The following is a 22,405-nucleotide window of genomic DNA, read 5'->3' as shown; positions in this document are numbered from 1 at the left end:
TCTGATTGAGAAAAGCTATGACAGGACAGGAATTACGTCAGATATTGCTTGATAAGTGGGGATACTCTTACGATGTGCAGTTCCGGCGGGCACAGGGAAAGATATTTTTGCAAGTAATGTGGAAATACTTGGAGCAAGCTTCTTTTCCCTTGAGCGAGGCGGAGTACCAGGAGCATCTTGATAGTATTGCTAATTATCTTCATGCCTTGGGTGGGTCAACACAAGTACAAACTTTTATTGCCCAAACACGCGATCGCCCCCGGCTCGGCAAAGCTGTTAGCATTCCTTTAGATTTGGGTGAACGCTCTTCGGAATGGATCTTATGACCCGCTATGACATTAAAGTGAATAAATTTCTCAGTAATTACAGGATTTTTTCTCCACAAGTACCATAACATGCTATAGAATTCTTTTGCCCACCGCTACATCTCTATCTGGCTGAATTAATACAACTTCTCCACCGTCTAAAACCACTCCTAATACTAAAACTTCCGAGATGAAATCGGCTATTTGGCGGGGTGGAAAGTTAGTAACAGCTAATATTAATCTGTTGATTAATTCCTTTTGCTCATAAAGTTTAGTAATTTGGGCACTAGATTTTTTAATGCCCAAATCACCAAAATCTATCCACAATTTATAAGCTGGTTTTTTAGCTTTAGGAAACTCTTCAACTTTGATGACTTTGCCAACATGAATCTCAACTTTTTCAAAGTCATCATAACTAACTTGTCTCATTTAGTTTCAAGATGAGATTTTTTAATTTTGAATTGGAGAAATGCGACGATCATTTACCTGTGAGCTTCACTAGTCCAACACCACCGAAATAAAGCCCTAAAACTGCCCCAGCTAAAAGACTTTGAGTCAGGGGGTCAGTGGAAGGTGTAAGGACGGCTCCTAAAACCACTGCTCCCATAATCACGTAACGCCAACCAGAAACCATCTGTTCAGACGAGACAATGTTCAAATTACCGAGCAACAGTTGGATAATGGGAATTTGAAATGCTAAACCAGTGCTGAATAACAGTAGCAGCACAAATTCAAAATACTTATCAATTGACCAAAGTTGTTCAACTACATCTGCTCCGTAGCTAATGAAAAATTTCAACGCTGCGGGGATAAGGAGTAAATAGGCAAATACCAACCCCGCCCCAAACAGCACACTCGAACCCAAAACCACAGGCCCCAGTAAACGGCGTTCGCGGCGAGTCAGTCCTGGAAGTACAAACTGAATAATCTGGTAAAGAATAAAAGGACTCGTTAGTACAAAGCCAGTGTAGGCTGCAACTTTGAGGGAGACAAAGAAATATTCTCCGGGTGCAAGTTGGAGAAATTTTACTCCTTGTGCTGGAACCTCAAGTAGCTGGACAATCGGCTTAACGGCAAAGAAACAACCAATAATACCCACCGCTACGGCAATCAGCGAATAGAAAATGCGCTGCCGCAACTCTTCTAGGTGGTCGAAAAGGGACATTTCGACTTCACCTGGCAACTCATCCAGAGGATCGGTGTCTGAGTTGCCATATCCTTCGGGGTCGATGTTGGGATTTACAGTATCTACGTCTTGTGAAGGCGTCATGAGTCAGCTAGTAGGCAACATTTGTTAACTATTTTATCCGGGGAATGGAGCTAGCAAGATATGTTTTTGGGTGCTGTGGGTTTTTTGTCCTGTTTTTTCGGGTTGCATTTGCATAAATTAGTAGTAAGCCATCTTGTAGGCAATTCTTAACCTAAAAAAAGAGTGGAACCGATAATTTAGAAATCACGTCTCTGCGGCTAGTAGCGCTGAGTAAATTGACACAACATCAACATCCAATACTCAGTTTTGAAAATCCGGTTCATCAAGGTGGCATCTATACATAGCGCAATCGGAAATTTTTAGCTGAGGTTTTATGAATCGGACAATTTGCATTGGACTGATGGCATTGCCTGTTTATTTATACAATGCTCAACTAGGCAATACTTATAGTAGTGGCGTGTCAATTGTCGAAAACCAGCTTCCCATAATAACTGCTCTAATTGTTTACAACACAAATACTCTGTCACACAAATTTCCGTGGCAAATATCGGCTAGAGATGACCAAACCGAAGATTGCCTTCGCGCTGGTACTTGCAGAGATTGATACTAATTCGTAATTCATAATTACAGTAATTCCATCATAATACGGAGAGAGTTAATGGTAGCAGGAAATCAACGTATAGTAGTGGTTACAGGAGCATCAACAGGAATTGGTCAAGCGTGTGCTTTGCTTTTAGACCAGTTGGGCTTCTCTGTTTTTGCGGGCGTGCGTCAAGATATTGATGCTCAAACACTTAAACAGAAAGGATCACAAAGGCTCGTTCCGATTTTTTTAGATGTTACTGACGCTGATTCGATCGCATCTGCCGTTGATAAGGTAACAAATGCAGTCGGTGGGGCTGGAATTTTAGGTTTAGTGAATAATGCCGGAATTGCGATTCCAGGCCCCTTAGAATTATTAGCGATCGCAGAATTTCAACACCAGATGCAGGTTAATGTCACTGGACAATTAGCAGTGACACAAGCATTTCTTGGTCTATTACGCCAAAGTCGGGGTCGAATTGTCAATATGGGTTCCATTGCTGGTAGAAGTCCTACGCCATTCCTGGGCGCTTACAATGCATCAAAATTTGCCTTGGAAGCACTCACTGATGTAATGCGCATGGAGTTGCGACCTTGGGGAATCTCGGTTTCAATTATTGAACCTGGTTCCATCGCTACCCCAATCTGGGAAAAGTCCCTAAGTCAATCTGAAATAGCACAGCACGATTTACCCCAAACGGCACACAATCTTTACGGACAGGCGATGAATATTGTCCGCAAGAAAATGCAGATTATCGCATCTAAGGGAATTTCTGCGGATATTGTCGCTCAGTCTGTTGTCCATGCGCTCACTGCAAAGCAGCCAAAGACACGCTATCTTGTTGGACAAGATGCCAAAATTGGAGCTATCCTGAAGCATATTTTGCCCGATAAGCTGCATGACCGTATAATTTTATACTCAATGGGTTTGTAGATTACTTCTTCATTTCTTGGAAAACCCCTACCTAGAAATATACCTCATTGCGTTACTACCGCTAAGAAACGAGGCTTTGCATCACAGTGGGCATTCCCAGCCAGAGGCTGGGAACGAGAGAAAGCTTTTTCGCTTACTGGGTTTCACCTTAAGTTGACACCAATGCACAACTTTGAATCCAGAGAATATGGTTTAATTCTTTGAAAATTGCTGTGACAGAACTCTATATTCAAAAACACCCGAAATTGTACTCAACAGTACCTTTTTTTGTGTTATTTATTTTTAATATTCATAAGAGTACCTTATTAAATATTAGATATTTTTGCTAGTTATACTTATAGAAGTATTTCTGCTTACTTAAAATCAAATATTAGTATTTTAATGTGCTACATCTAACCTATATATGATCAACAATTAACCGGAATGCTGCTAATTTAGTTAGTATTTTGAGTGAGATGTACTTAAATTAAGGGATAAATTCCTTAAAATCAAATATATTTATTCAGCAGATTTGATCATCCCTATTCCTGAGTGAACTCGATTAGTTATGCTCCTAGATTTAGAAAGATTTTATCAGGCTTGCAATCCGAGCAGACCTCTAATCATAGGAAATGCCAGCGATCGCAGGTACTATATCGATTTTGCTGCGGTGCGGGGTGGTAAAATCATTGAGGCTTTGCAGCGCACGATCGCTCGAATCTCGCCGGATGTCCCAACCTGTCAACTATTTACAGGACATCTTGGCTGTGGAAAATCAACGGAGTTGTTGCGGCTGAAAGCTGAACTGGAAGTGCAGCAATTTCATGTGGTTTACTTTGAGTCTACCCATGTCTTAGAAATGGCAGATGTGGATGTGACTGATATTTTGTTAGCGATCGCAGGTCAAGTAAGTGAAAGCCTAGAAGCGATGAAAATTAGGCTCAAACCTGCTTACTTTACCAAGCTGTTTGGTGAAATTGTGGATTTTCTGCAAACGCCAATTGACCTTGGAGTAGAAGCAGAATTGTCTGTGGGGATTGCCAAAATTACAGCTAAAACTAAAGAAAGTCCCCAATTGCGGCGGCGGTTAAGAGATTATTTAGAACCGCGAACAGCAAATATTTTACAGTCAATTAATCAAGAATTGCTAGAACGTGCCACCAAGGAACTTAAAACCAGGGGTAAAAAAGGACTAGTGGTCATTGTTGATAACTTGGATAGAGTCGCAATTCGACCTTTACCATCGGGGCGATCGCTACCAGAATACTTATTTATTCAGCGAGGTGAACAGTTACGCAAACTGAATTGTCATGTAGTCTACACTATTCCCCTAGCCCTGACTTTCTCTAACGATAGCGCCGAACTTCAGCATCGTTTGGGGGGAGGAGTCGCACCAAAAATGTTACCGATGATACCTGTACGTTTGCGCTCTGGGGAAATTTTCACCCAAGGGCTAGCAATGATGCAGCAAATGGTGCTAGCTAGAGCTTTCCCAGACATTCTGCCTAGCGATCGGTTAGGCTTAATTACAGAAGTGTTTGATACTCTAGAAACCTTAGATAGATTGTGCCTGATTAGTGGTGGTCATGTACGCGACTTGCTAGGTTTGCTATTTGACTGTCTGCGAGAACAAGATCCACCCTTTGAGCGGGATTGTGTCGAATTGGTGATTCAAAGACAGCGAGATTACCGAGCCAACGCCATCGACCCTCATGAGTGGGAATTAATCTTTCAGGTGGTGCAACAGCAAAGAGTTAGAGGTGATATAGAATACCACACTCTATTGCGAAGTTTATTTGTATTTGAATACCGCGATCATCAGGGAGCTTGGTTTGCCGTCAACCCAGTTTTAGCAGAGACGGAAAAATTTAAATCATGGTTGAACGACACCCACAAGCAGATATAAGAGCAGCTAACGAGCGGGCCTTGCGAAGTTTGGGGAGAGCAATTGCCCTTTCTAGCGGTCAATTCTCCCTGGTATTGGTGTGCTGCAATTATCGAGTTTTGCAAGAGCGCATGCTGCAACGACTCGAAGAACTCTCTTCAGGAGTACACCACATTCAAAAGGTAGTTCTGCCGCATAATGCTAGAAGCCTTTACACAAGTATTCATTTACAACTGCTAACCGAAAATAATCCGCCATCGGCGTTGATGATTTTCGGTTTAGAGTCAGTAGATGGACTCGATGATCTACTTAGGTCTATCAATCATATTCGTGATGAATTTCGCAAACGCCATCCATTTCCGATGATTTTGTGGGTGAATGAGGAAGTGTTGCAAAAGGTTGTGCGTTTAGCACCAGATTTTGCTAGTTGGGCGGCTACACCGATTCGGTTTGAGATGACAAGTCAATCATTGTTGCAATTTTTGCAACAGGAAACTGACTCTTTATTTGCTACGGTGTTACCAACCGATACTGCACAACACCAACCTCCTCAAGTTGCAAAGCATTATTTCACTGTGGAGCAAGTTTGGGAACATAGCTATGAACTCCACTTTGCCATTAGAGAGTTACACAATCGTGGGATTACCCTAGAACCAGAATTACACGCTAGTTTAGAATTTGTTTTTGGTCTAGATAATTATATTAGCGATCGCATTAATCCAGCTTTAAACCATTTTCAGCAAAGCTTGCAAGTTTGGCAAAAGTTAGTGGAGATAGAGAATAAAGGAGATGAGGGAGATAAGGAAGTATTTTCTTCCCCATCTCCTCCATCTCCCCCATCTCCACTACTTCTACGACAGGGAGTTTTACTATTTTATATTGGGCTGTGTTATTGCCGTTTAGCAGAACAAAATCAAACAGAAAACCGCCGCCATTGGTACACAGCTAAATCTTATTTTCAGCAGTGCTTGAATATTTTACAGGTGGCTGGGCGTTCAGATATAGTTGCTGGATTTATTGGTCAACTTGCAGAGGTTTTGCAATATCTGCAAGAGTGGGAAGAATTACAGACTGTCGCTCAAAAGTCTCTAGAGTTGCATCAAACTTATGGTAGTCAAATCCAATTAGCTTGTGACTACGGTTTTCTGGCGCAAGTGGCTGTGCAGCAGTCGCGGTGGGTACAGGCGAGTATATTAGCACACGTATCACTGCTGAAATTAGGTGAGGCACAAAAGCACAATGACCCTTGTAACTGCTTATTTCCATTACTACTGGCACAAATTTACTATTTAGTTTTAGCGAAAGCGCAGCGAAATTTAGGTGAGCTAGAAGTCGCTCATGAATACCTAGAAAAGGCGACAAAAGAACTGCCAGTAGCGTTAGAAAGCAGTGCCCATCAATACGATGCTCATCGTTATATTCGCTTATTGCGGACACTGCGATCGCTCTACTTTGAAGAAGGTTGCTATCTGGAAGCCTATTACATTCGGCAGAAACGGCGTTCTGTTGAGCAACAGTACGGTTTTCGGGCTTTTATCGGTGCAGGGCGCTTGCAACCCCAAAGACAGGCGACAAACCCAGCATTGATGTCATCTTCTGGGAGCAGCAGCGTTGCTTTAGAAATTGCGGCTTCTGGTCGAGAGCGTGATATTAATAACTTAATTGGCAGAATTAGCCGCGCTGATCAAAAATTGACGGTGATTCACGGACAGTCAGGGGTAGGTAAGAGTTCTATTGTAACTGCGGGCTTAGTTCCAGCACTGCAAAACCGAGCCATTGGCGATCAAATAGCCGTGCCTGTAGTGCTGCAAGTTTACACCGATTGGGCACGGGAATTAGGGAAATCTTTAAGTGAGGCGATGTCTAGTGATGCATCCCTTGCCATCTACGCTGATATCAAGCTAGAAGCAGTCATTGAACCGGAAGCTTTGCCCTATGACACACCCATCACCATCGTTAGAATTTTACAGCAACTAAAAGAAAATGCTGATAACCACCTGATCACAGTCTTAATTTTTGACCAGTTTGAAGAATTTTTCTTTGGTTATAGCGATCGCAATCAAAAGCAAGAATTTGATAAATTTATTAGCGACTGCCTCAATATACCCTTTGTCAAAGTTATCCTTTCCTTGCGAGAAGATTATTTACATCGTTTATTAGACTTTAAACATGTTTCAGCACTGGAAGCGATTAATAATAATATTCTTGACAAGCATATTCGCTACCAGTTAAATAATTTTTCGCCAGAATATGCTAAAGCAATTATAAAAAAATTGACGGAGCGATCGCAGTTTAATTTAGAACCTGCTTTAATCAATGCCTTAATCGAAGATTTATCAACAGAATTTGGAGAAGTCCGCCCCATTGAATTGCAAGTTGTGGGAGCGCAAATTCAAGATGAACGAATCACTACACTAGAAGAATATCAGCCATATAGACCCAACAAACTCATCGAACGATATCTTAAAGAACTGATCAAAGACTGCGGCCCAGAAAATGAACGAGCCGCGTTACTCGTCTTATATTTATTAACAGATGAAAGTAACAACCGACCTTTTAAAACTCGTGCTGAGTTAGCGGCGCAACTAGCAGAGTTAGAAGATGTTGACAAATTAGAGTTAGTATTAGACATTTTAGTACGCTCCGGTTTAGTGGTACTATTCCCTGATGTCCCAGAACGCTATCAACTGATTCATGATTATTTAGTAGACTTGATTCGCTATTTGCAACAACAAGAATCGAGCTTACAGGTACAACTTAACCAGCTGCGCTACAAAGTAGAACAGAGTCAAGCAGAGATTGAGCGACTCAAGAGTGAACTTAGCCAAAATAAGCAGCATTTCAAATTGGTAGACCCTCATCCCCAACAGGGTTTGGACTTATTAACAGAATTGCGGGAGTTACACAAGCGCGAAGAGTTGAGTCAGTTAGAAATTGAGCAATTACGAGCTGAACTCAAAGAAAAAGAATTAACAGCAAAACTCGCAGAAAGTCAAAAGAAACAAAGACTCAGTGAAGCTCAATTAAATCGTTCTTTGAAAATTGCACTTACTGCTTCCGTTCTCGCCATATTGGGTTTAAGTATTTCCATAGTGACAGCAGTAGATAGCGAAATTAAAACCCTCAGTGCATCCAGTGAAGCCCTCTTTGCCTCGCAAAAAGGTATTGATTCTTTAAAAGAAGGTTTAAAAGCGGGGAGAAAATTACAACAAGCAATTTGGGTAGATTCCTATACAAGAGAGCAAGTACAGACGGCTCTCTATCAAGCAGTTTCTGGGTTGAGAGAATATAATCGTTTCGATGGGCATATATCTGGGGTAAATAGTGCTACATTTAGCAGCGTTCCCCCTTGGGGTTGGCAGAGCCATCGCTCTTTAATTGCCTCAGCCAGTGCGGATACTACAATTAAACTTTGGCATCCCGATGGTAGCTTGGTCAAAACGTTATCGGGGCATGAAGATGTAGTTAATAGCGTCAGTTTCAGCCCAGATAGTCAAATCGTTGCTTCCGCCAGCCAAGACAAGACCGTAAAACTTTGGAGTCGAGAGGGTCAACTGCTTGCTAACCTATTAGGGCATCAAGGTGTAGTGAATAGTGCCAGTTTCAGCCCAGATGGTCAGATTATTGCCTCCGCGAGTACAGACAAGACAGTGAAACTGTGGAGTCGAGATAACAAACTGCTCAAAACTTTGGAGGGACATGATGGTGCAGTTTTAAGCGTTGTTTGGTCACCTGATGGGCAAACCATTGCTTCCGGGAGTGCTGACAAGACGGTAAAATTTTGGAATCGCGATGGTAAGCTGCTCAAAACCTTGCTTTTACATGATGATGCAGTTAAAAGTGTAGCTTGGTCGCCCGATGGGAAAATTATTGCTTCTGCTAGTTTAGACCAGACAATCAAACTGTGGAATTTGGAAGGTAAGCTACTGCGAACCTTATCGGGGCATAGCGCTGGAGTTACCAGCGTCAGTTTTAGCTCCGACAGTAAAACGATCGCTTCCGCAAGTACCGACGAGACAATCAAACTCTGGAATTCTGAAGGTGTGTCGCTCGGCACTCTGAAGGGACATAATAATTGGGTTAATAGCGTCAGTTTTAGCCCAGACGGCCGTACCCTTGCTTCTGCAAGTCGGGACAAAACTATTAAACTTTGGCATTGGGACGATGTGTTACTGCGAAAGCCCAAAGTTGATAATAATGACTGGGTGACTAGCATCAGTTTTAGCCCTGGAGGTCGTACCTTAGCCGCAGCCAGTCGAGACAAAACTGTAAAACTTTTCAATCGAGAGGGTAAGCTTATCCGTAGTCTTACGGGGCATCAAGGTCAAGTTTGGGGAGTTAGTTTCAGCCCTGATGGTAAAGCGATCGCTTCGGCTAGTAAAGATAAAACAGTGAAGCTTTGGAGCCGCAACGGTAAACTGCTCAACACCTTACAGGGTCATAATGATACCGTCTTGGGTGTTGCTTGGTCGCCTAATGGTCAAGTAATTGCTTCGGCTAGTAAAGATAAAACGGTAAAACTTTGGAGTCGAGACGGTATATTACTTAACACCCTGCAAGAACATCAAGATGCAGTGAATTGGGTAAGTTTTAGCCCTGATGGTAAATTGTTAGCCTCAGCCAGTGATGATAAAAACGTGAAAGTCTGGAGTGTAGAGGGTAAATTACTATACACATTAACTGGTCATAGTCGCCGGGTAAATGGGGTTGCTTGGTCGCCTGATGGTCAAAGCATTGCCTCAGTTAGCATTGATAGCACGGTGAAGATTTGGAGCCGAGATGGGAAACTGTTAAACAATCTCGCGGGCGATGGCGATAGTTTCATCAGTGTCAGTTTTAGCCCCGATGGCAAGACTCTAGCAGCTAGCAGTGATGACAAAGTGAGGATTTGGAACCGAGAAGGGACGTTACTGATTGCTTTAAAAGGTGATAAGCAAGAGTTAACCAGCGTGAGTTTCAGTCCTGATGGTAAGACTCTGGCTGCGGGTAGTGGTAATGGTACAGTGATTTTCCAGAATTTGGCAGATATCCAACTGGAAAAATTACTAGCACGGGGTTGCGATTTGCTGCAAGATTATTTGCAGACTAATCAGAAGCTAATGAAAAGCGATCGCTCCGCCAACGCCAGGGGCGAACGCGCCTTGTGTTCTAGTAGGTGATGGAGATTTTGTTCCCATTCAAATCGTTAATTTAAATTGCGTAAGGGATTATTTGCGCTATTCTGCCAATGTGAAAGAGGATGAGTAGCATTTGTGTGATGGGTCTTTCATAGGCGATCGCATTACCAAAAGCTCTCCTTAATTTAGCAGATGGGGCGATACTCACTAACAAATATCGCTTACTTAAAGCAATTAGCACCCAAATTCTTCTCTAAGCCTGCGCTTTAAATCTCCAGAGATCGGTAGCCAGTTAATTTCTTGGCAGATATTGTTACGAGTTTCCCCGTTTTGTAGGCGCTGTCTATAGATGGCTATTAACAATGTCTCTAGGCCAAACTTAGATAACATATCAGCTGCCAAGCCTATTATTCCCAGCAGAACTATACCACCTATCATCCCTCCTGGCCCCAATATTGCTAAAGCTGCTGTAATAGCAGCAGCTCCGGTAAGACCTGTAGTAGCCATCGTAATTATAAGTACAATTGCAGGCAAACCTATTCCAGCTGCTTTCCTTACGAATTCATCCATACTATATCCTCTAGTAAATACTGATATAACAGACTTATTGGGGTTTCAAGTTTAGTGTTCCCCGAAATTTGTACGGCTCAACATCAAATAACAATTGTTCTATAGCGCAGTGATTTGAGGTTGGTTATGGGGAAATATATAACAGTACAATTTCTAGCAGTTATAACTGTAATTACTCATAAGTATGCTTGTATTCTTTATCCACGGTGTCAACACTCATAATTCTAGATATGCTGACGTACTCATAAAAAAAATCCACAAAAAACTAGCAACCCCTGCAAACTTTTACTCAAGTTTTTGGGGAAACTTATTCAACAATAAGAAACATCAAACTATTGGATGTATTGAAAAAGATTTTTCTAGAGTTTGTGAACACCATAAAGAATATAAAAGTTCGTATGATGATATTTACAGATACAAAAAACGAAGAAATGAGATCATCAGTAATTTTTTAGGTGATTTTTTAATCTATCAAAATCCCGATCGCGGTAAAGCAATACGTAAAACTATCGTTGAACAACTGAGTCAGTTCTTAAATGACCACTCAGATCAACAAGAAATTCATTTGATTGCTCATTCTCTAGGTAGTTTTATTCTTTGGGATCTCATTTTTTCAGATACTTTAGACAATGATGATCCAGCTTTTATTTTTCGTGAGAAACTAAATCTGTTAAATTTAGCTAGCATTACGACACTGGGTTCTCCTCTCTTATTCCTTAAGCAAATGCTAGATATTGATTTCTCGGTTATCAATTATTATTTTAAAAACTCTGATAAAGAAGAAACTGCTGGATTGCAGAAGTTAAGATGGGTAAATATAATTCATTCCTCTGACTTAATTGCTTATCCTCTGAAAGCTGCCATAGAAGATGAAATTAGCTCAGATTTATTATTCTGCGATCATTATGTGTGGCAGTATGCAAACAAGATGGAGAAAACATTAAACAATATGGGTCAATCAGATATGGCAATGGTTATTGGAGCAGAAGATGCTCATTCTTCGTACTTCTACGATAATCTGGATGGTGATATCACATCAGGTATTATTGCATATAATTTGTTAGGAAAGACACAAAAACTTTTAGAAAGGTGTGTCCATCCAAGACCTATGGGATGATTGAAGCCATAGACAAAGCTGTACATCTTGGTAGTATTGAGTGAAGTATCCGTCAGCAAGGGAGCGAGGGCGATGTACGCAACCGTCACACAACCACTGACTTTTGAAGAGTTTCTTGCCTGGGACAATGGTTCAGACAGAGAGTTTGAGCTATTGGATGGGATTCCCGTGCCATTATCAGAACCAAATGCAAATCATGAGGATTTGATCGAGCGACTGTGTACCTACTTAGAAAATCACTGCCAAGAAAATGACCTGCCTTACGTGTCGCGCCAGTCCAAGCAGGTTCGGCTCAAAACAGCGCCAGGAGGAAAGGAAAAAAGCCGGAAAGCAGATATTGTCATATTTGCAAGAGTTGAATGGCAGAGGATGAAAACTAGCTCTAGTTCCGCTGCTGCATATATTCCACCACCCGGAATCATTGAGGTCGTTAGCAACAACTGGAAGGACGACTATCTGACAAAACTTGCTGAATATGAGGACTTGGGCGTTTTCGAGTACATCATTGTGGACTATGCTGCTTTTGGTGGCATTCGGTTCATTGGCTCTCCCAAGCAGCCAACCATTACAATCTACCAACTTGAAGATGGAGAGTATTTACCCCCAAAGGTGTTTCGAGGGCAGGATCGAATTGATTCTAGATTGTTTCCGAACATTTCCTTAACGGCTGAACAGATTTTTGCAATGAGTCGCTGATTAGCAACGCCAGAAATTTATTCTAGTCGTCTTCTTGCCACTAGTTTAATGCGCGATCGCTCTTAGAATTGGAGAAGCGATCGCTTTCTAAACCCCTATACACAAAAATAAATAAACGCTCTAGAACCTTAGCCTCTGGGCGATGAAGTTTACCTATATTCCCAAATAGAGCCTGTTTTGGGCTTTCGATTTTGTTCTAAGATGGAATCAGAAATCGGATACAGAAAAGGTTGCTTCTATGCATTATCCCAACCTCAACCGCGAAGAAATTGCTCAACGTGGCGAAAAACTTTACCAGCAGAGTATCCATACCCAAGTCGAAACAGAAGAAAATATCGGCAAAATTATTGCAATCAATATCACTACAGGTGATTACGAAATAGATGACGATTTAATTGTGGCTTGTCATCGGCTGCAAGCTAAACAGCCAAACGCAATCATTTGGACAGAGCGAATTGGCTATGATGCTGTTTATGCAGTCGGTGGTACGTTGGTTAGGACAGCACAGTGATACATGGGACAGTTGTTAGGCTTCAGGCATGTATAAGTATCACTATTTGTCGTTTGGGGCGTGCAGAAGTAGAAATTGAATGTGTTGTCGATACCGGATTTGAAGGGTTTTTAACCTTGCCATCTACGGTAGTCACAGATATGGATTTGCCTTACGTTGCGCCAATCAAAGCGAATCTTGCGGACAATTCTCGTATCATAACCAATGTTCATCAAGCCACTATCTTGTGGAATGGCACAGAACGTGTGATCCCGGTTTTAGCGATGGGTCGTCGTCCCCTAATTGGCACAGCACTCCTGGAAGATTATCATCTCAGCATCGATTTTTGTGAGGGAGGGACAGTGCTGGTAGATGATATTATGTAAAAAAATCCCTATTACCTGCTATTAGTCAAGGTCTTAGGGATTTCTTCAGTTACGGGACTGGTGCGGCTCGAACGCACGACCTGACGCTTAGGAGGCGTCCGCTCTATCCAACTGAGCTACAACCCCAACTACGAAGCATATATAATTATAGCAGTAGTTTTAGCGAGACTGCCAACAATCATCCCAAGAGCCGCCGCCTACTTCTAAACCACAAAGAAAACTTTCTGCTTTCAAGATTATTTGAGATTTTCTCCCATTTAGTTCTCGTAACTCTAAATTTAACTTTCCTTGCATGGTGTCTCGGCAACAGTATCTTAAACCATCCTCTGTAGGCGCACGCAGAGGTGTTCCAGGTAAATCTGTGGTTCCTGTCAACTCAATTTCATAATTAGAATTGGTAGCTTTCATTTGCCATCTACCCCAAGGCTGAATTTCCCAATCTACTTGTGAATTCCAGGGAACAAATTCATAAAACTTGCCTTGATAGTGCAACCCAATCATCGCTACAGATTCCATCCACCACAGCACACCGCGCCGTCCACCGCCAGCAGTTAGCGCTAAGTCGGGTTCGCCCTCAAAGCAATTACAATTTAGCCAAAACCATTTTTGGGGAAAAGCACCACCCCAATTTTTCTCGCCGTAGGCTGGGGCGTTGGTGAATTCGTAGATTTTGCCATTCCAGTCAATCTTTCCACTGGCTAAACCGTGAGCCATCAAAATCTGCCATCCGGGTTCAAAAATCTGCGAGAATGACAGCCAGCCTGCGGTTGATTGCTGAATGCTATTTTGATTACCCCAACCGTATACTGGTTGAATTTCATACTCCCAACGGCAATAATTATTGGTGGCGCGATCGCAAATTATTCCCTGATTTAAGGTGGCTGTGGCTTGATATCCCTCTTGAACATGATGCTCAAACTCTGCTGGGAGCAGGTATAGAGGAGAAATTTGCAAATCTGTTTTACCCCAATGACCTAAACCCAGGACATCCCGACTACCCCAAAATTTCTTCACATCAGGAAAAGTTCGGCATAAATACTCATCATCTGGGCCAAGAACTTGGGCTGCACCACCACTGTGGGGTTGACCGCCGATGGGATCTTCAATGGAGTACATAAAGGCGAATGTTTGCCCAATTTCCGGTAAAGTAACGCGGTAATACCAGCCTTCAAAAAAGCGGCGACTACTACCATCCCAGTGATAACCAGAATGGGGCGTTTGGGTTGATTGGAGGAGATTTAGGGGAATAGTTAACATATATCTATATAGTTGCCGATTTTTTCAGTATGCGCGATGACCTCGATATCAATCATGCTTATGAAATTCTTGGGCTGGAACCCGGTGCATCACAAGCACAAGTAAAGCGAGCTTACCGTCAACTGGTAAAAATTTGGCATCCCGATCGCTTTTTTGAGCAAAAGCAAAAACAGGAAGCTGAGGAAAAAATCAAATCAATTAACGCAGCTTACAATAAGCTCAAATCTGAAAGTCTATCCGAACCTCCCATTCCTGAAAATCCATCTTCATCTTCGCCTAAAAATCCCACAAAAATATCTGTCAATCGGTGGGATGCAGAAACTTTCTATACTTTAGGAGTAGAGAATGCCACGGAAGGAAGGTATGAGGATGCGATCGCAGATTTTACCCACGCAATTCGTCTTAATCCTCACTATGTTGACGCATATAAATACCGTGGGCTAGTTTGCTCTCAACTGGGATACGAATATAGAGCCGCTTCCGATTTAAATAAAGCTGCACAAATAGAAGAAGAGTTAAAAAATCCACAGGCTGTGCGTACATCGCGATCGCCTAGATATGTATCAAAACCTAGACCTTTGGTCGAAAGATTTTGTCAAAGGATAAAAAGTTTACTGCGCCTAAATCGGCGTAGGAGATAAAAAGTGAATGCTTTAATTAGATAATTGAAGCAAATTACTAAATTTTTTATCAATGCATCACCTGACAGTTTAATAACATCCATCTTTGGGATACTCTTTCTTTTGATTAAGTATTAACTTTCTTTTGATGAAGTATTAACTCCCTAGAGATAGAGCCACTTGTCTGATCTCAGAGGTTATTCTGATAGTTACCAACAATTGGGTAGCAAATAAAACTCAATATTTATCAGCAACATAAATTCTTAAGCTCATTAAAACCTCTTGTTCTTACAAAGCTTTAATTTTTCAAAATCATATCGAGGAGTTAAATCAATATTTATGTCTATTCCCAATGAACGTGAAAGCAAAAACAGTGAAGTTAAACAAGAATCTTACACTGATGCTAATGGTAATATTCACACTGACTTGACGCGAACTACTGAAACAGTCAAGAACAGCACAGCTAATCCCAACTCTTACAGTAACGGTTACGTACAAGGTCGAAATACTGAGCGTAGCTACCAGCAAGCTGATTTAGCCGAGCGTGACAATGAAAATGCTAGTCGTGGTTTGCTGTTGGGTATTATTGTTACTTCCCTAGTTAGTTTGATTGTAGGTGGAGTCTGGTACTTTAACCAACGTAATAACGCTGCGGTTGAAACGACTGTGCCGGTCGTGGTTCCTGTACCGAATAATAGTAGTCCAACTCCTAGTGCTTCGCCTCAACCACAAACGAAGATAATCGAAACAATCAGGGAAGTACCTGTTCCTGTCCCTGTTCCACAACAGCAGGTTATACCTCCATCTGCACCTCGCCAACCAGATATTAACATTACTATTCCACCTCAGCAGCCTGCGGCAGAAAAAGCGCCTTCTGCAATCCAGCCAAGCCCGAAAGCAACACAAAGTCCGGCGACGAGTCCAACTAGTATTACTCCTAGTTCGCAGAACGAGACTTCTAATACTGTCGCTCCAGGTACGAAAAGTGATACCTCTAAAACCACTCCACCTCAAGGCGTAGATCAGCCAAACAGTACATCTAATAGTGGTTCTTCTACCGCAGATGATACTACTACAGGGGGTTCTGCTCAATAACGGCTTCTGGACTTTCAGCCCACTTGATAATGCTGGCATTAACGCCAACATCTACCAAGTGGGAATATTCTTAAGCAATATTTCTGAATTGTTGCGATAAATTAATGGTATTCAAGTTTGGTAAACACATCTTGTAGCTAAACAAACATGATGCTAGATTAAGAGCAGGGTACAAACAGGTTAAAAGTTACCAAAAACTTTCAAGTTAGAGCCTGTACCTCCTGCTCTAATATTCTTGCGATCGCTCTGAAGTTGTGGCATCCATTGAATATGTTTCGCCTTAAGTTCAATGAGTTGTTTTGGAGGTTTTAAAACGCACTGCCAGAAAATGCCTGCCTAGTTGGAATGTTAGGATGTGCAATTCTGAGTATAGCGATCGCGAATACTGTCCACCTTAGTCGAGTTACTTACTTCTGAATTCTCCAATCTTCAAGAAACCGCCCCAAGCTGCTGATATTTATCCATCGTAGCTTCCGGCGGTTTCTGCTTTGAGTAAATTAAAAAGTTTAGAATTGTTAATGACTAACTAAGGTAATTACAGTAACTTCTGGCGGACAAAATAAACGTCCTGGTTTATAAGTTCCTAAACCCCGATTGACATATAGTTGATTTTCTTCTACTTGGTGAAAGCCTTGCGCCCACTCCCAATATCGCACCACTTTAGAACAGTCTCCCAGGAAAAATGTTACCCAACGCCGCAATTTTTTGGGAATTTGTTTGAGTAGTTTTTTATAATAGAGTACTAAAGGGCCAATACCTGGAATTACAATGTGACCACCGTGAGTATGACCAGATAGTTGCAAATCTACGCGCCATTGTTGCAATATCTTGGCTGTATCTGGGTTATGGGATAAAACAATGCGGGGTATAACAGAATCTAGTTGATTCATGACTGGTGCGGGTTGAAATTCCCGTGACCAATAATCAGCTAGTCCTACCAATGGTAATTCTGTTCCTAGTGGATAGGCGATTTCGTTCCAAAGCACATGCACACCAATGCTAGTTAACGCCTGTGTCACTTCTGCTTTTGAGTGGCTGTAATAGATATCGTGATTACCAAGTACGGCGTAGATACCACAGCGGCTTTGCAGATGTTTGAGTCGAAGCACCAATTGGTGAATTGGTGTCGGATCGTCAGTTACGTAGTCACCAGTTAATAAAATTAAATCTGGTTCAGCTTCATTAGTAAGTGCGATTGCTTTTTCTAACATATCTTCCGACAGCCGCAAACCATCGTAGTGAAAATCCGACAACTGCACTAACGTTGTACCCTGTAAAGATGCTGGAAGTTCCGCAATCTTAACCGTTATTTTATCTACTCTTAAATGTCCCGTAAATAACCAATGCATAAGGCAACCGATACTCCTCATACCAGCGCTTACAGCTTACCAAAAATCAAAATGTAACTGGATAAACTGCAATAATTTATGTCATATACTCCAAATATAATTAACTAATTAGCTGAAATCTTAAAGCTAAACTAAAAAACCTTGCTTTAATTTGCAGGGATTCTTTAGCTAGAAAACCTGCTGTGATGGCGTTCTTTAATTTTGAAATTTTAATTACTTACTCACCTTGTAGGGTGATTATAGTAACTTCTGGGCGGCAAAATAAGCGTCCTGGGAGGTAAGTTCCCAAACCACGATTGACATATAGCTGATTTTTTCCTACCCGATGAAAACCCTGTGCCCATTCCCAATGGTTGACTACAGAAACATTTACTTCCAAAAATGGCACTCGACGGCGCACTGCTAGGGGCATTTTTTTTGCAATCTTGCTATAAACCAATGCCGCCGGGCCAAGTCCGGGAATCACGATTTGACCACCGTGAGTATGACCAGATAATTGTAAATCAACTCGCCATTCTTGCAGTATCTCCGCAGTATCTGGGTTGTGGGATAAAACGATGCAGGGTGTGTCGGGGTTTAGTTGATTCATGACTGGTGCGGGTTGAAATTCCCGTGACCAACTATCCGCCAGTCCAACAAGTGGCAATTCTTTACCTAGTGGATAGGCAATTTCGTTCCAAAGGACGTGAATTCCAATGCTAGTAAGGGCATTTGTAACTTCTGCTTTTGCGGGTTTGTAATGTATATCGTGATTGCCAAGAACAGCATAGATACCACTGTGACTTTGTAGATGTTTTAGTCGAAGTATCAGTTGGTGAATCGGCGTAGGATCGTCAGTTACGTAGTCACCAGTTAATAAAATTAAATCTGGTTTAGCTTCGTTAGTAACTGCGATCGCTTTTTCTAACATATCTTCCGACAGCCGCAAACCATCGTAGTGAAAATCTGACAACTGCACCAGTTTCTTACCTTGTAACGATACAGGCAATCCTGCAATGTTAACCGTCAATTTCTCTATACTCAACGGCCCAGATAACAACCAATGCATAAGACGTTTAATAAACTTTAATCATAGCGCTTACAGCTTAACGAAACATTATCGCTTTGTGTGTAGCGACCAGTGCAACTTATTGAAAATTTCATGAAAACTGTAGATTCTATTTCTTTAAAAGATGGGAGTTAGTAATTCATGTTACATCTATAAATCAACCATACACTTAGGACTGATTTTGTTAGAGTATACTGTATTACATACTACTGCATTAAACAGCATTGGCATTAATGAGAATTCCTTTACTACTGGGGTATACATATACTCGAAAATCCAGAAAATCCTGTCAGTAGATTAGCATTTGATCTGGTTGGCGGAAGATGTTACCCGCGTGAAGATTTTATTAACTTAGCAGATTACATTGAGAGAGAAGCTGGTATAAGAATTCTTAGAACTGATTAAGAATTTTAAGAAAAATTTACACTTAGCGATCGCACAATATATATTAGATTATTATCAATAATCAAAAAAATAGCGCCAGCCTGTTATAAAGGTGGCGCTATTTTTTTTTGATTTAATTCACAATAGTTAAATGAATTTTCTAAATTCCCCTCATTCATTGTACGCAACTTGCTTTTATACAGCACTGCGGCGAGTTAATAAGTTCCACAGGAAAACTGCAACAATTGCACCTAGAACTGCTACTGCAATACCAGGAATACTAAGACTCGGAGCTGCTAAACTTAACGTTCCTGTACTGAAGAATATGCCTAAACTACCGCCAACAAAAGCACCGATGATTCCTAGTAAGATTGTTCCCAGAATTCCGCCACCTTGATGACCGGGGTAGATAGCTTTTGCGATCGCACCAGCAATTAGACCTAAAACAATCCAAGCAAGAATATTCATTGTTATTAAATTGGTAAACGTTTTTCACTCACAAATACATATTACCAATCTTAGTCTTTTGATTCCATCTACCATCAGAATTAATCATTAATATCCATAAGGAATAGTTTAATTGCAACTAGGTTTTTTCATATGTGCTCCCATTGAGTTAGATAATTAATAAAAAAAAGCTCCTAGTAGGTCTTCAACTAGGGGCTTATCAAACTATTGCTTGGTAATTGCAGTATATGCATTTTTAATTAGCTCTCTCCTCTACTAGAAGAATTAAGCTGAGTTTTCAAAGACTGTCTCTAAAGTAATGTAACGGTAACTGGACAGACTTTTTGTTGTTTATATGCAAAATCTCATAACTTGCTTGATACAAGAAGCAAGTTTAAGAGCCGGTCGCTGCTACTATGTCACGCTTGTATTGGGGAATAGGGACTGGTGAGTGGGAAAATTTGCTTGATATTATCCCAATCCATGATCCCTAATCCCCAATCCCTAATTCCCAGTCAAAATGCTTAATCAAATTTGGTTATCACAATTACAAAAACATCGTGCGATCGCAGTCATCCGCGCCTCTCAAATCGAAGCGGGACAGCAAATGGCAATGGCTGTAGCATCTGGGGGAATGCAGTTAATTGAGATTACCTGGAATAGCTCACGCGCTGGGGAATTGATCAGTCAACTACGCTCAGAATTACCAGCCTGTACTATTGGCACTGGTACGCTATTCAATGTGCAACAGCTACAAGAAGCGATCGCATCTGGGGCGCAATTCCTCTTCACACCCCACGTTGACCCCGCAATGATTCAAGCAGCACAAGAAAAAGATGTGCCCATTATCCCAGGAGCGCTGACTCCTACAGAAATTGTTACCGCCTGGAATCAGGGCGCTAGTTGTGTAAAAGTGTTTCCCGTGCAAGCAGTGGGAGGGGCTGAGTATATCAAAAGTCTGCAAGGGCCGCTGGGTCAGATTCCCTTAATTCCTACTGGCGGCGTGACTCTCGAAAATGCTCAAGAATTTTTGCAAGCGGGAGCGATCGCTGTCGGTTTGAGCGGTGAATTATTTCCCAAAAAGCTTGTCACAGAGGGAAATTGGGAAGCGATCGCATCTGGGGCAAGAAAGCTGATGCAGCAGTTAGGTTAACTTAGAATCAAATCATCAAAAATTCACGTCTATTAAAGTAATAGATAGGGGAATAAAGGTGAAAACTGATAAGTTTCTCAAGGCTTCATGATTTAAGTGTGAGTGTATCTAAAATGAACAAACTGATTAATCCTGACTGGGTGCGTCGCTTACAAATACTCCTCAGTGGTACAGCACTGTCCTTAAGTGTTTTTACTACTACTGGAACGAGTGAAGTTTGGGCGAATTCTAAAAATCAAGTAATTGCACGAACAATCCAGACATTACAAAAATCGGATAAGCGCTGGATTCAAATTGATCTTTCAAAGCAACGGTTAATAGCTTGGGAAGGTGACAGAGTGGTTTATGGAAGTGCTATTTCCTCTGGCAAAAAGTCTACTCCCACTCTTATTGGTACTTTTAATATTCAATCCAAGCTCAAAACTACACGGATGCGGGGAAGGGGCTACGACGTTCCCAACGTTCCTCATGCGATGTTTTACCAAGGTAACTACGGTATTCACGGTGCTTACTGGCATAAAAGGTTTGGCACTCCAGTCAGTCACGGCTGTGTAAATCTCGCGCCTAAACATGCTAAATGGATATTTGAGTGGGCATCAATAGGGACACCAGTAGTCATCCAGAAATAGTAGGTGAAGCAGCCAAAAGGCAATTTAGGCAAAATCATTAATAACAACGAATCAAGACAATTGAGTGATTCCCAGCAATATTTTATGCTGGGAATCTTCGGAGTCGGAATTACTGAATTTGAAATAAAATATAGAAGAGGGCATTTAACGATTTGCCCAAAAAATAAGCGTAAATCCTGACAATTCCTGTGTGAAATTAAAAATGCAAATATAAATTTGGGGAAAGTTTGTATTTAGGCATTTAAATGACAGATTTTTTGTAAAGGTGTCTTTTGTCATTAGTCATTGGTCATTAGTTGAACTCATCATTTAATCAAAGATAAATGACAAATGTGCAAATTGGATGCAGATTAGCTTAGGACTTGTTTTGAAAAGCATTAGCGGATGAATTGCGTAAATCCTCAACAGAAAGCGAGTAGTCGATCTGGAAATTTGTAGTTTTCCAGAAAATTACTTCACTTCATAATTTTTGCGTAGTTTAGAAGGTGAGGCATAATGCAATCTTGGATTCGCAGTGGTAAGATTCGTTCTTCAGGAACTTTTTGTACAGGCGTGGCCCTGATGGTGACAACTTTATTTTCTTGGTCATCACCTTTAGCAGGTACACCCAACTTTACTACAGCAACAGCCGCTTCAGTTAATGAAAACAGCATCACTGCATCTAATATCAGGCAAACATCCCAACCTCGCTGGATCGAAATTGACTTGTCAGAGCAACGCTTACGTGCATGGGAAGGTAAAAGGCTTGTTTATTCATACCGCATTTCTGGAGGCAAGCGATCAACCCCTACACCCATAGGTAGATTTCGGATTAATTCTAAGTATCGCACTCACCGGATGCGAGGCAGGGGCTACAATATTCCTGACGTTCCTTACACAATGTATTTCTACAGAGGCTACGCCATCCACGGCGCTTACTGGCATAATCGTTTTGGGACTCCAGTTAGCCACGGTTGCGTAAATTTACCTGTTAAGCAAGCTCGCAATCTTTACAACTGGGCTAGGAATGGAACTTTAGTAGTGGTACGGAAATAATTCGTAATTTGTAATTAAGAGTTGCAATTCTGCCTTTGATGTATGGACGGGTGCGTTCACTTTGACCGAAGAGGCGGAGGGGCAGGGGGCAGGGGGAGCAATAGAAAGCCCCGAAGC

Annotated in this window: 22 protein-coding genes and 1 tRNA gene; 14 read left to right on the top strand and 9 right to left on the bottom strand. The window is 41.5% G+C overall.

All coding sequences use genetic code 11. The features are described from left to right. Positions 1–17 precede the first annotated feature (17 nt). Positions 18–326 (top strand): DUF3067 family protein, encoded by a 309-nt coding sequence (locus F8R90_RS29810; protein ID WP_179063611.1) that lies wholly within the window; start codon positions 18–20, stop codon positions 324–326. 72 nt (positions 327–398) lie between these two features. Here F8R90_RS29810 and F8R90_RS29805 read toward each other — a convergent pair whose 3' ends face one another. After that, positions 399–734 (bottom strand): tRNA-binding protein, encoded by a 336-nt coding sequence (locus F8R90_RS29805; protein WP_196513649.1) that lies wholly within the window; start codon positions 732–734, stop codon positions 399–401. A 49-nt stretch (positions 735–783) separates the two neighbouring features. Beyond that, complete coding sequence (gene tatC, locus F8R90_RS29800; RefSeq protein WP_196513648.1) at positions 784–1,575, bottom strand: twin-arginine translocase subunit TatC; 792 nt, start codon at positions 1,573–1,575, stop codon at positions 784–786. Positions 1,576–1,888: 313 nt separating this feature from the next. Here tatC and F8R90_RS29795 point away from each other — a divergent pair, with 313 nt between their 5' ends. The 4 genes from F8R90_RS29795 (at position 1,889) to F8R90_RS29780 (ending at position 10,054) form a co-directional block, all read left to right on the top strand. Continuing rightward, on the top strand, positions 1,889–2,119 hold the full coding sequence (locus F8R90_RS29795) for a hypothetical protein (RefSeq protein WP_196513647.1): 231 nt from the start codon (positions 1,889–1,891) through the stop codon (positions 2,117–2,119). Between the two features lie 54 nt (positions 2,120–2,173). Next, a complete protein-coding gene (locus F8R90_RS29790) occupies positions 2,174–3,031 on the top strand; it encodes an SDR family NAD(P)-dependent oxidoreductase (protein ID WP_196513646.1) in 858 nt (285 codons plus the stop codon). Positions 3,032–3,578: 547 nt separating this feature from the next. Further along, a complete protein-coding gene (locus F8R90_RS29785; protein ID WP_196513645.1) occupies positions 3,579–4,916 on the top strand; it encodes a P-loop NTPase fold protein in 1,338 nt (445 codons plus the stop codon). Continuing rightward, complete coding sequence (locus tag F8R90_RS29780) at positions 4,886–10,054, top strand: nSTAND1 domain-containing NTPase (RefSeq protein ID WP_196513644.1); 5,169 nt, start codon at positions 4,886–4,888, stop codon at positions 10,052–10,054. Before F8R90_RS29785 ends, F8R90_RS29780 begins: the two co-directional genes overlap by 31 nt. Positions 10,055–10,085: 31 nt before the next feature. On the opposite strand, the gene F8R90_RS33215 is transcribed toward F8R90_RS29780, so the two are convergent. Continuing rightward, entirely contained in the window at positions 10,086–10,253 is a 168-nt protein-coding gene (locus F8R90_RS33215) for a hypothetical protein (RefSeq protein ID WP_230967095.1), read from the bottom strand. Then, complete coding sequence (locus tag F8R90_RS29775) at positions 10,247–10,582, bottom strand: hypothetical protein (RefSeq protein ID WP_196513643.1); 336 nt, start codon at positions 10,580–10,582, stop codon at positions 10,247–10,249. The genes F8R90_RS33215 and F8R90_RS29775 overlap by 7 nt, the downstream gene beginning before the upstream one ends. Positions 10,583–10,766: 184 nt before the next feature. Between F8R90_RS29775 and F8R90_RS29770 the strand changes: the two genes are divergently transcribed. The 4 genes from F8R90_RS29770 to F8R90_RS29755 all read left to right on the top strand — a co-directional run bounded on the left by F8R90_RS29770 (position 10,767) and on the right by F8R90_RS29755 (position 13,271). After that, positions 10,767–11,699, top strand: coding sequence for a hypothetical protein (locus F8R90_RS29770; RefSeq protein WP_196513642.1), 933 nt, complete (start codon positions 10,767–10,769; stop codon positions 11,697–11,699). A 72-nt stretch (positions 11,700–11,771) separates the two neighbouring features. Next, entirely contained in the window at positions 11,772–12,395 is a 624-nt protein-coding gene (locus F8R90_RS29765; RefSeq protein ID WP_196513641.1) for a Uma2 family endonuclease, read from the top strand. A 238-nt stretch (positions 12,396–12,633) separates the two neighbouring features. Further along, positions 12,634–12,906 carry a hypothetical protein gene (locus F8R90_RS29760; protein WP_196513640.1) on the top strand — a complete coding sequence of 91 codons (273 nt, stop codon included), beginning with the start codon at positions 12,634–12,636 and terminating at the stop codon, positions 12,904–12,906. Continuing rightward, positions 12,903–13,271 carry a clan AA aspartic protease gene (locus F8R90_RS29755; protein WP_196513639.1) on the top strand — a complete coding sequence of 123 codons (369 nt, stop codon included), beginning with the start codon at positions 12,903–12,905 and terminating at the stop codon, positions 13,269–13,271. The genes F8R90_RS29760 and F8R90_RS29755 overlap by 4 nt, the downstream gene beginning before the upstream one ends. A 52-nt stretch (positions 13,272–13,323) precedes the next feature. Here the strand turns inward: F8R90_RS29755 and F8R90_RS29750 are convergent. Both F8R90_RS29750 and F8R90_RS29745 read right to left on the bottom strand, forming a co-directional pair. Then, positions 13,324–13,397: transfer RNA gene (locus tag F8R90_RS29750), tRNA-Arg, on the bottom strand. 33 nt (positions 13,398–13,430) lie between these two features. Beyond that, on the bottom strand, positions 13,431–14,528 hold the full coding sequence (locus tag F8R90_RS29745; protein WP_196513638.1) for a tocopherol cyclase family protein: 1,098 nt from the start codon (positions 14,526–14,528) through the stop codon (positions 13,431–13,433). 29 nt (positions 14,529–14,557) lie between these two features. On the opposite strand from F8R90_RS29745, the gene F8R90_RS29740 reads away from it, so the two are divergent. Together F8R90_RS29740 and F8R90_RS29735 are read left to right on the top strand one after the other, a co-directional pair. Continuing rightward, on the top strand, positions 14,558–15,169 hold the full coding sequence (locus F8R90_RS29740; RefSeq protein ID WP_196513637.1) for a J domain-containing protein: 612 nt from the start codon (positions 14,558–14,560) through the stop codon (positions 15,167–15,169). 318 nt (positions 15,170–15,487) lie between these two features. Then, a complete protein-coding gene (locus tag F8R90_RS29735) occupies positions 15,488–16,243 on the top strand; it encodes a hypothetical protein (protein ID WP_196513636.1) in 756 nt (251 codons plus the stop codon). A gap of 515 nt (positions 16,244–16,758) precedes the next feature. Here F8R90_RS29735 and F8R90_RS29730 read toward each other — a convergent pair. From F8R90_RS29730 to F8R90_RS29720, 3 genes are all read right to left on the bottom strand, one after another. Next, a complete protein-coding gene (locus F8R90_RS29730; protein WP_196513635.1) occupies positions 16,759–17,592 on the bottom strand; it encodes a metallophosphoesterase in 834 nt (277 codons plus the stop codon). Positions 17,593–17,809: 217 nt separating this feature from the next. Beyond that, positions 17,810–18,640 carry a metallophosphoesterase gene (locus F8R90_RS29725; protein WP_196513634.1) on the bottom strand — a complete coding sequence of 277 codons (831 nt, stop codon included), beginning with the start codon at positions 18,638–18,640 and terminating at the stop codon, positions 17,810–17,812. 579 nt (positions 18,641–19,219) lie between these two features. Continuing rightward, positions 19,220–19,492 (bottom strand): GlsB/YeaQ/YmgE family stress response membrane protein, encoded by a 273-nt coding sequence (locus F8R90_RS29720; RefSeq protein WP_190890831.1) that lies wholly within the window; start codon positions 19,490–19,492, stop codon positions 19,220–19,222. Between the two features lie 499 nt (positions 19,493–19,991). Here F8R90_RS29720 and F8R90_RS29715 point away from each other — a divergent pair, with 499 nt between their 5' ends. The 3 genes from F8R90_RS29715 to F8R90_RS29705 all read left to right on the top strand — a co-directional run bounded on the left by F8R90_RS29715 (position 19,992) and on the right by F8R90_RS29705 (position 22,288). Beyond that, positions 19,992–20,624: a bifunctional 4-hydroxy-2-oxoglutarate aldolase/2-dehydro-3-deoxy-phosphogluconate aldolase gene (locus F8R90_RS29715; protein ID WP_196513633.1), complete on the top strand. Its 633-nt coding sequence runs from the start codon at positions 19,992–19,994 to the stop codon at positions 20,622–20,624. Between the two features lie 113 nt (positions 20,625–20,737). Continuing rightward, a complete protein-coding gene (locus tag F8R90_RS29710) occupies positions 20,738–21,253 on the top strand; it encodes a L,D-transpeptidase (protein ID WP_196513632.1) in 516 nt (171 codons plus the stop codon). A gap of 495 nt (positions 21,254–21,748) precedes the next feature. Next, positions 21,749–22,288, top strand: a complete 540-nt coding sequence (locus tag F8R90_RS29705) for a L,D-transpeptidase (protein ID WP_190890837.1) — start codon at positions 21,749–21,751, stop codon at positions 22,286–22,288. The last annotated feature ends 117 nt before the right edge of the window (positions 22,289–22,405 follow it).

Origin of the sequence: Nostoc sp. NZL (genome assembly GCF_015714705.1) — a bacterium.
Lineage (GTDB): Bacteria > Cyanobacteriota > Cyanobacteriia > Cyanobacteriales > Nostocaceae > Nostoc > Nostoc foliaceum_A.
This window is presented reverse-complemented; position numbering and strand designations above follow the sequence as displayed.

Bases quoted from the DNA above. Each gene is read 5' to 3' on its own strand.
- F8R90_RS29785 (WP_196513645.1), top strand. From the start codon at position 3,579: ATGCTCCTAGATTTAGAAAGATTTTATCAGGCTTGCAATCCGAGCAGA.
- F8R90_RS29780 (WP_196513644.1), top strand. From the start codon at position 4,886: ATGGTTGAACGACACCCACAAGCAGATATAAGAGCAGCTAACGAGCGG.
- F8R90_RS29770 (WP_196513642.1), top strand. From the start codon at position 10,767: ATGCTTGTATTCTTTATCCACGGTGTCAACACTCATAATTCTAGATAT.
- F8R90_RS29790 (WP_196513646.1), top strand. From the start codon at position 2,174: ATGGTAGCAGGAAATCAACGTATAGTAGTGGTTACAGGAGCATCAACA.
- F8R90_RS29805 (WP_196513649.1), bottom strand. From the start codon at position 734: ATGAGACAAGTTAGTTATGATGACTTTGAAAAAGTTGAGATTCATGTT.
- F8R90_RS29705 (WP_190890837.1), top strand. From the start codon at position 21,749: ATGCAATCTTGGATTCGCAGTGGTAAGATTCGTTCTTCAGGAACTTTT.
- F8R90_RS29745 (WP_196513638.1), bottom strand. From the start codon at position 14,528: ATGTTAACTATTCCCCTAAATCTCCTCCAATCAACCCAAACGCCCCAT.
- F8R90_RS29725 (WP_196513634.1), bottom strand. From the start codon at position 18,640: ATGCATTGGTTGTTATCTGGGCCGTTGAGTATAGAGAAATTGACGGTT.
- tatC (WP_196513648.1), bottom strand. From the start codon at position 1,575: ATGACGCCTTCACAAGACGTAGATACTGTAAATCCCAACATCGACCCC.
- F8R90_RS29720 (WP_190890831.1), bottom strand. From the start codon at position 19,492: ATGAATATTCTTGCTTGGATTGTTTTAGGTCTAATTGCTGGTGCGATC.
- F8R90_RS29710 (WP_196513632.1), top strand. From the start codon at position 20,738: ATGAACAAACTGATTAATCCTGACTGGGTGCGTCGCTTACAAATACTC.
- F8R90_RS29765 (WP_196513641.1), top strand. From the start codon at position 11,772: ATGTACGCAACCGTCACACAACCACTGACTTTTGAAGAGTTTCTTGCC.
- F8R90_RS29730 (WP_196513635.1), bottom strand. From the start codon at position 17,592: ATGCATTGGTTATTTACGGGACATTTAAGAGTAGATAAAATAACGGTT.
- F8R90_RS29715 (WP_196513633.1), top strand. From the start codon at position 19,992: ATGCTTAATCAAATTTGGTTATCACAATTACAAAAACATCGTGCGATC.
- F8R90_RS29795 (WP_196513647.1), top strand. From the start codon at position 1,889: ATGAATCGGACAATTTGCATTGGACTGATGGCATTGCCTGTTTATTTA.
- F8R90_RS29740 (WP_196513637.1), top strand. From the start codon at position 14,558: ATGCGCGATGACCTCGATATCAATCATGCTTATGAAATTCTTGGGCTG.
- F8R90_RS29810 (WP_179063611.1), top strand. From the start codon at position 18: ATGACAGGACAGGAATTACGTCAGATATTGCTTGATAAGTGGGGATAC.
- F8R90_RS29775 (WP_196513643.1), bottom strand. From the start codon at position 10,582: ATGGATGAATTCGTAAGGAAAGCAGCTGGAATAGGTTTGCCTGCAATT.
- F8R90_RS29735 (WP_196513636.1), top strand. From the start codon at position 15,488: ATGTCTATTCCCAATGAACGTGAAAGCAAAAACAGTGAAGTTAAACAA.
- F8R90_RS29760 (WP_196513640.1), top strand. From the start codon at position 12,634: ATGCATTATCCCAACCTCAACCGCGAAGAAATTGCTCAACGTGGCGAA.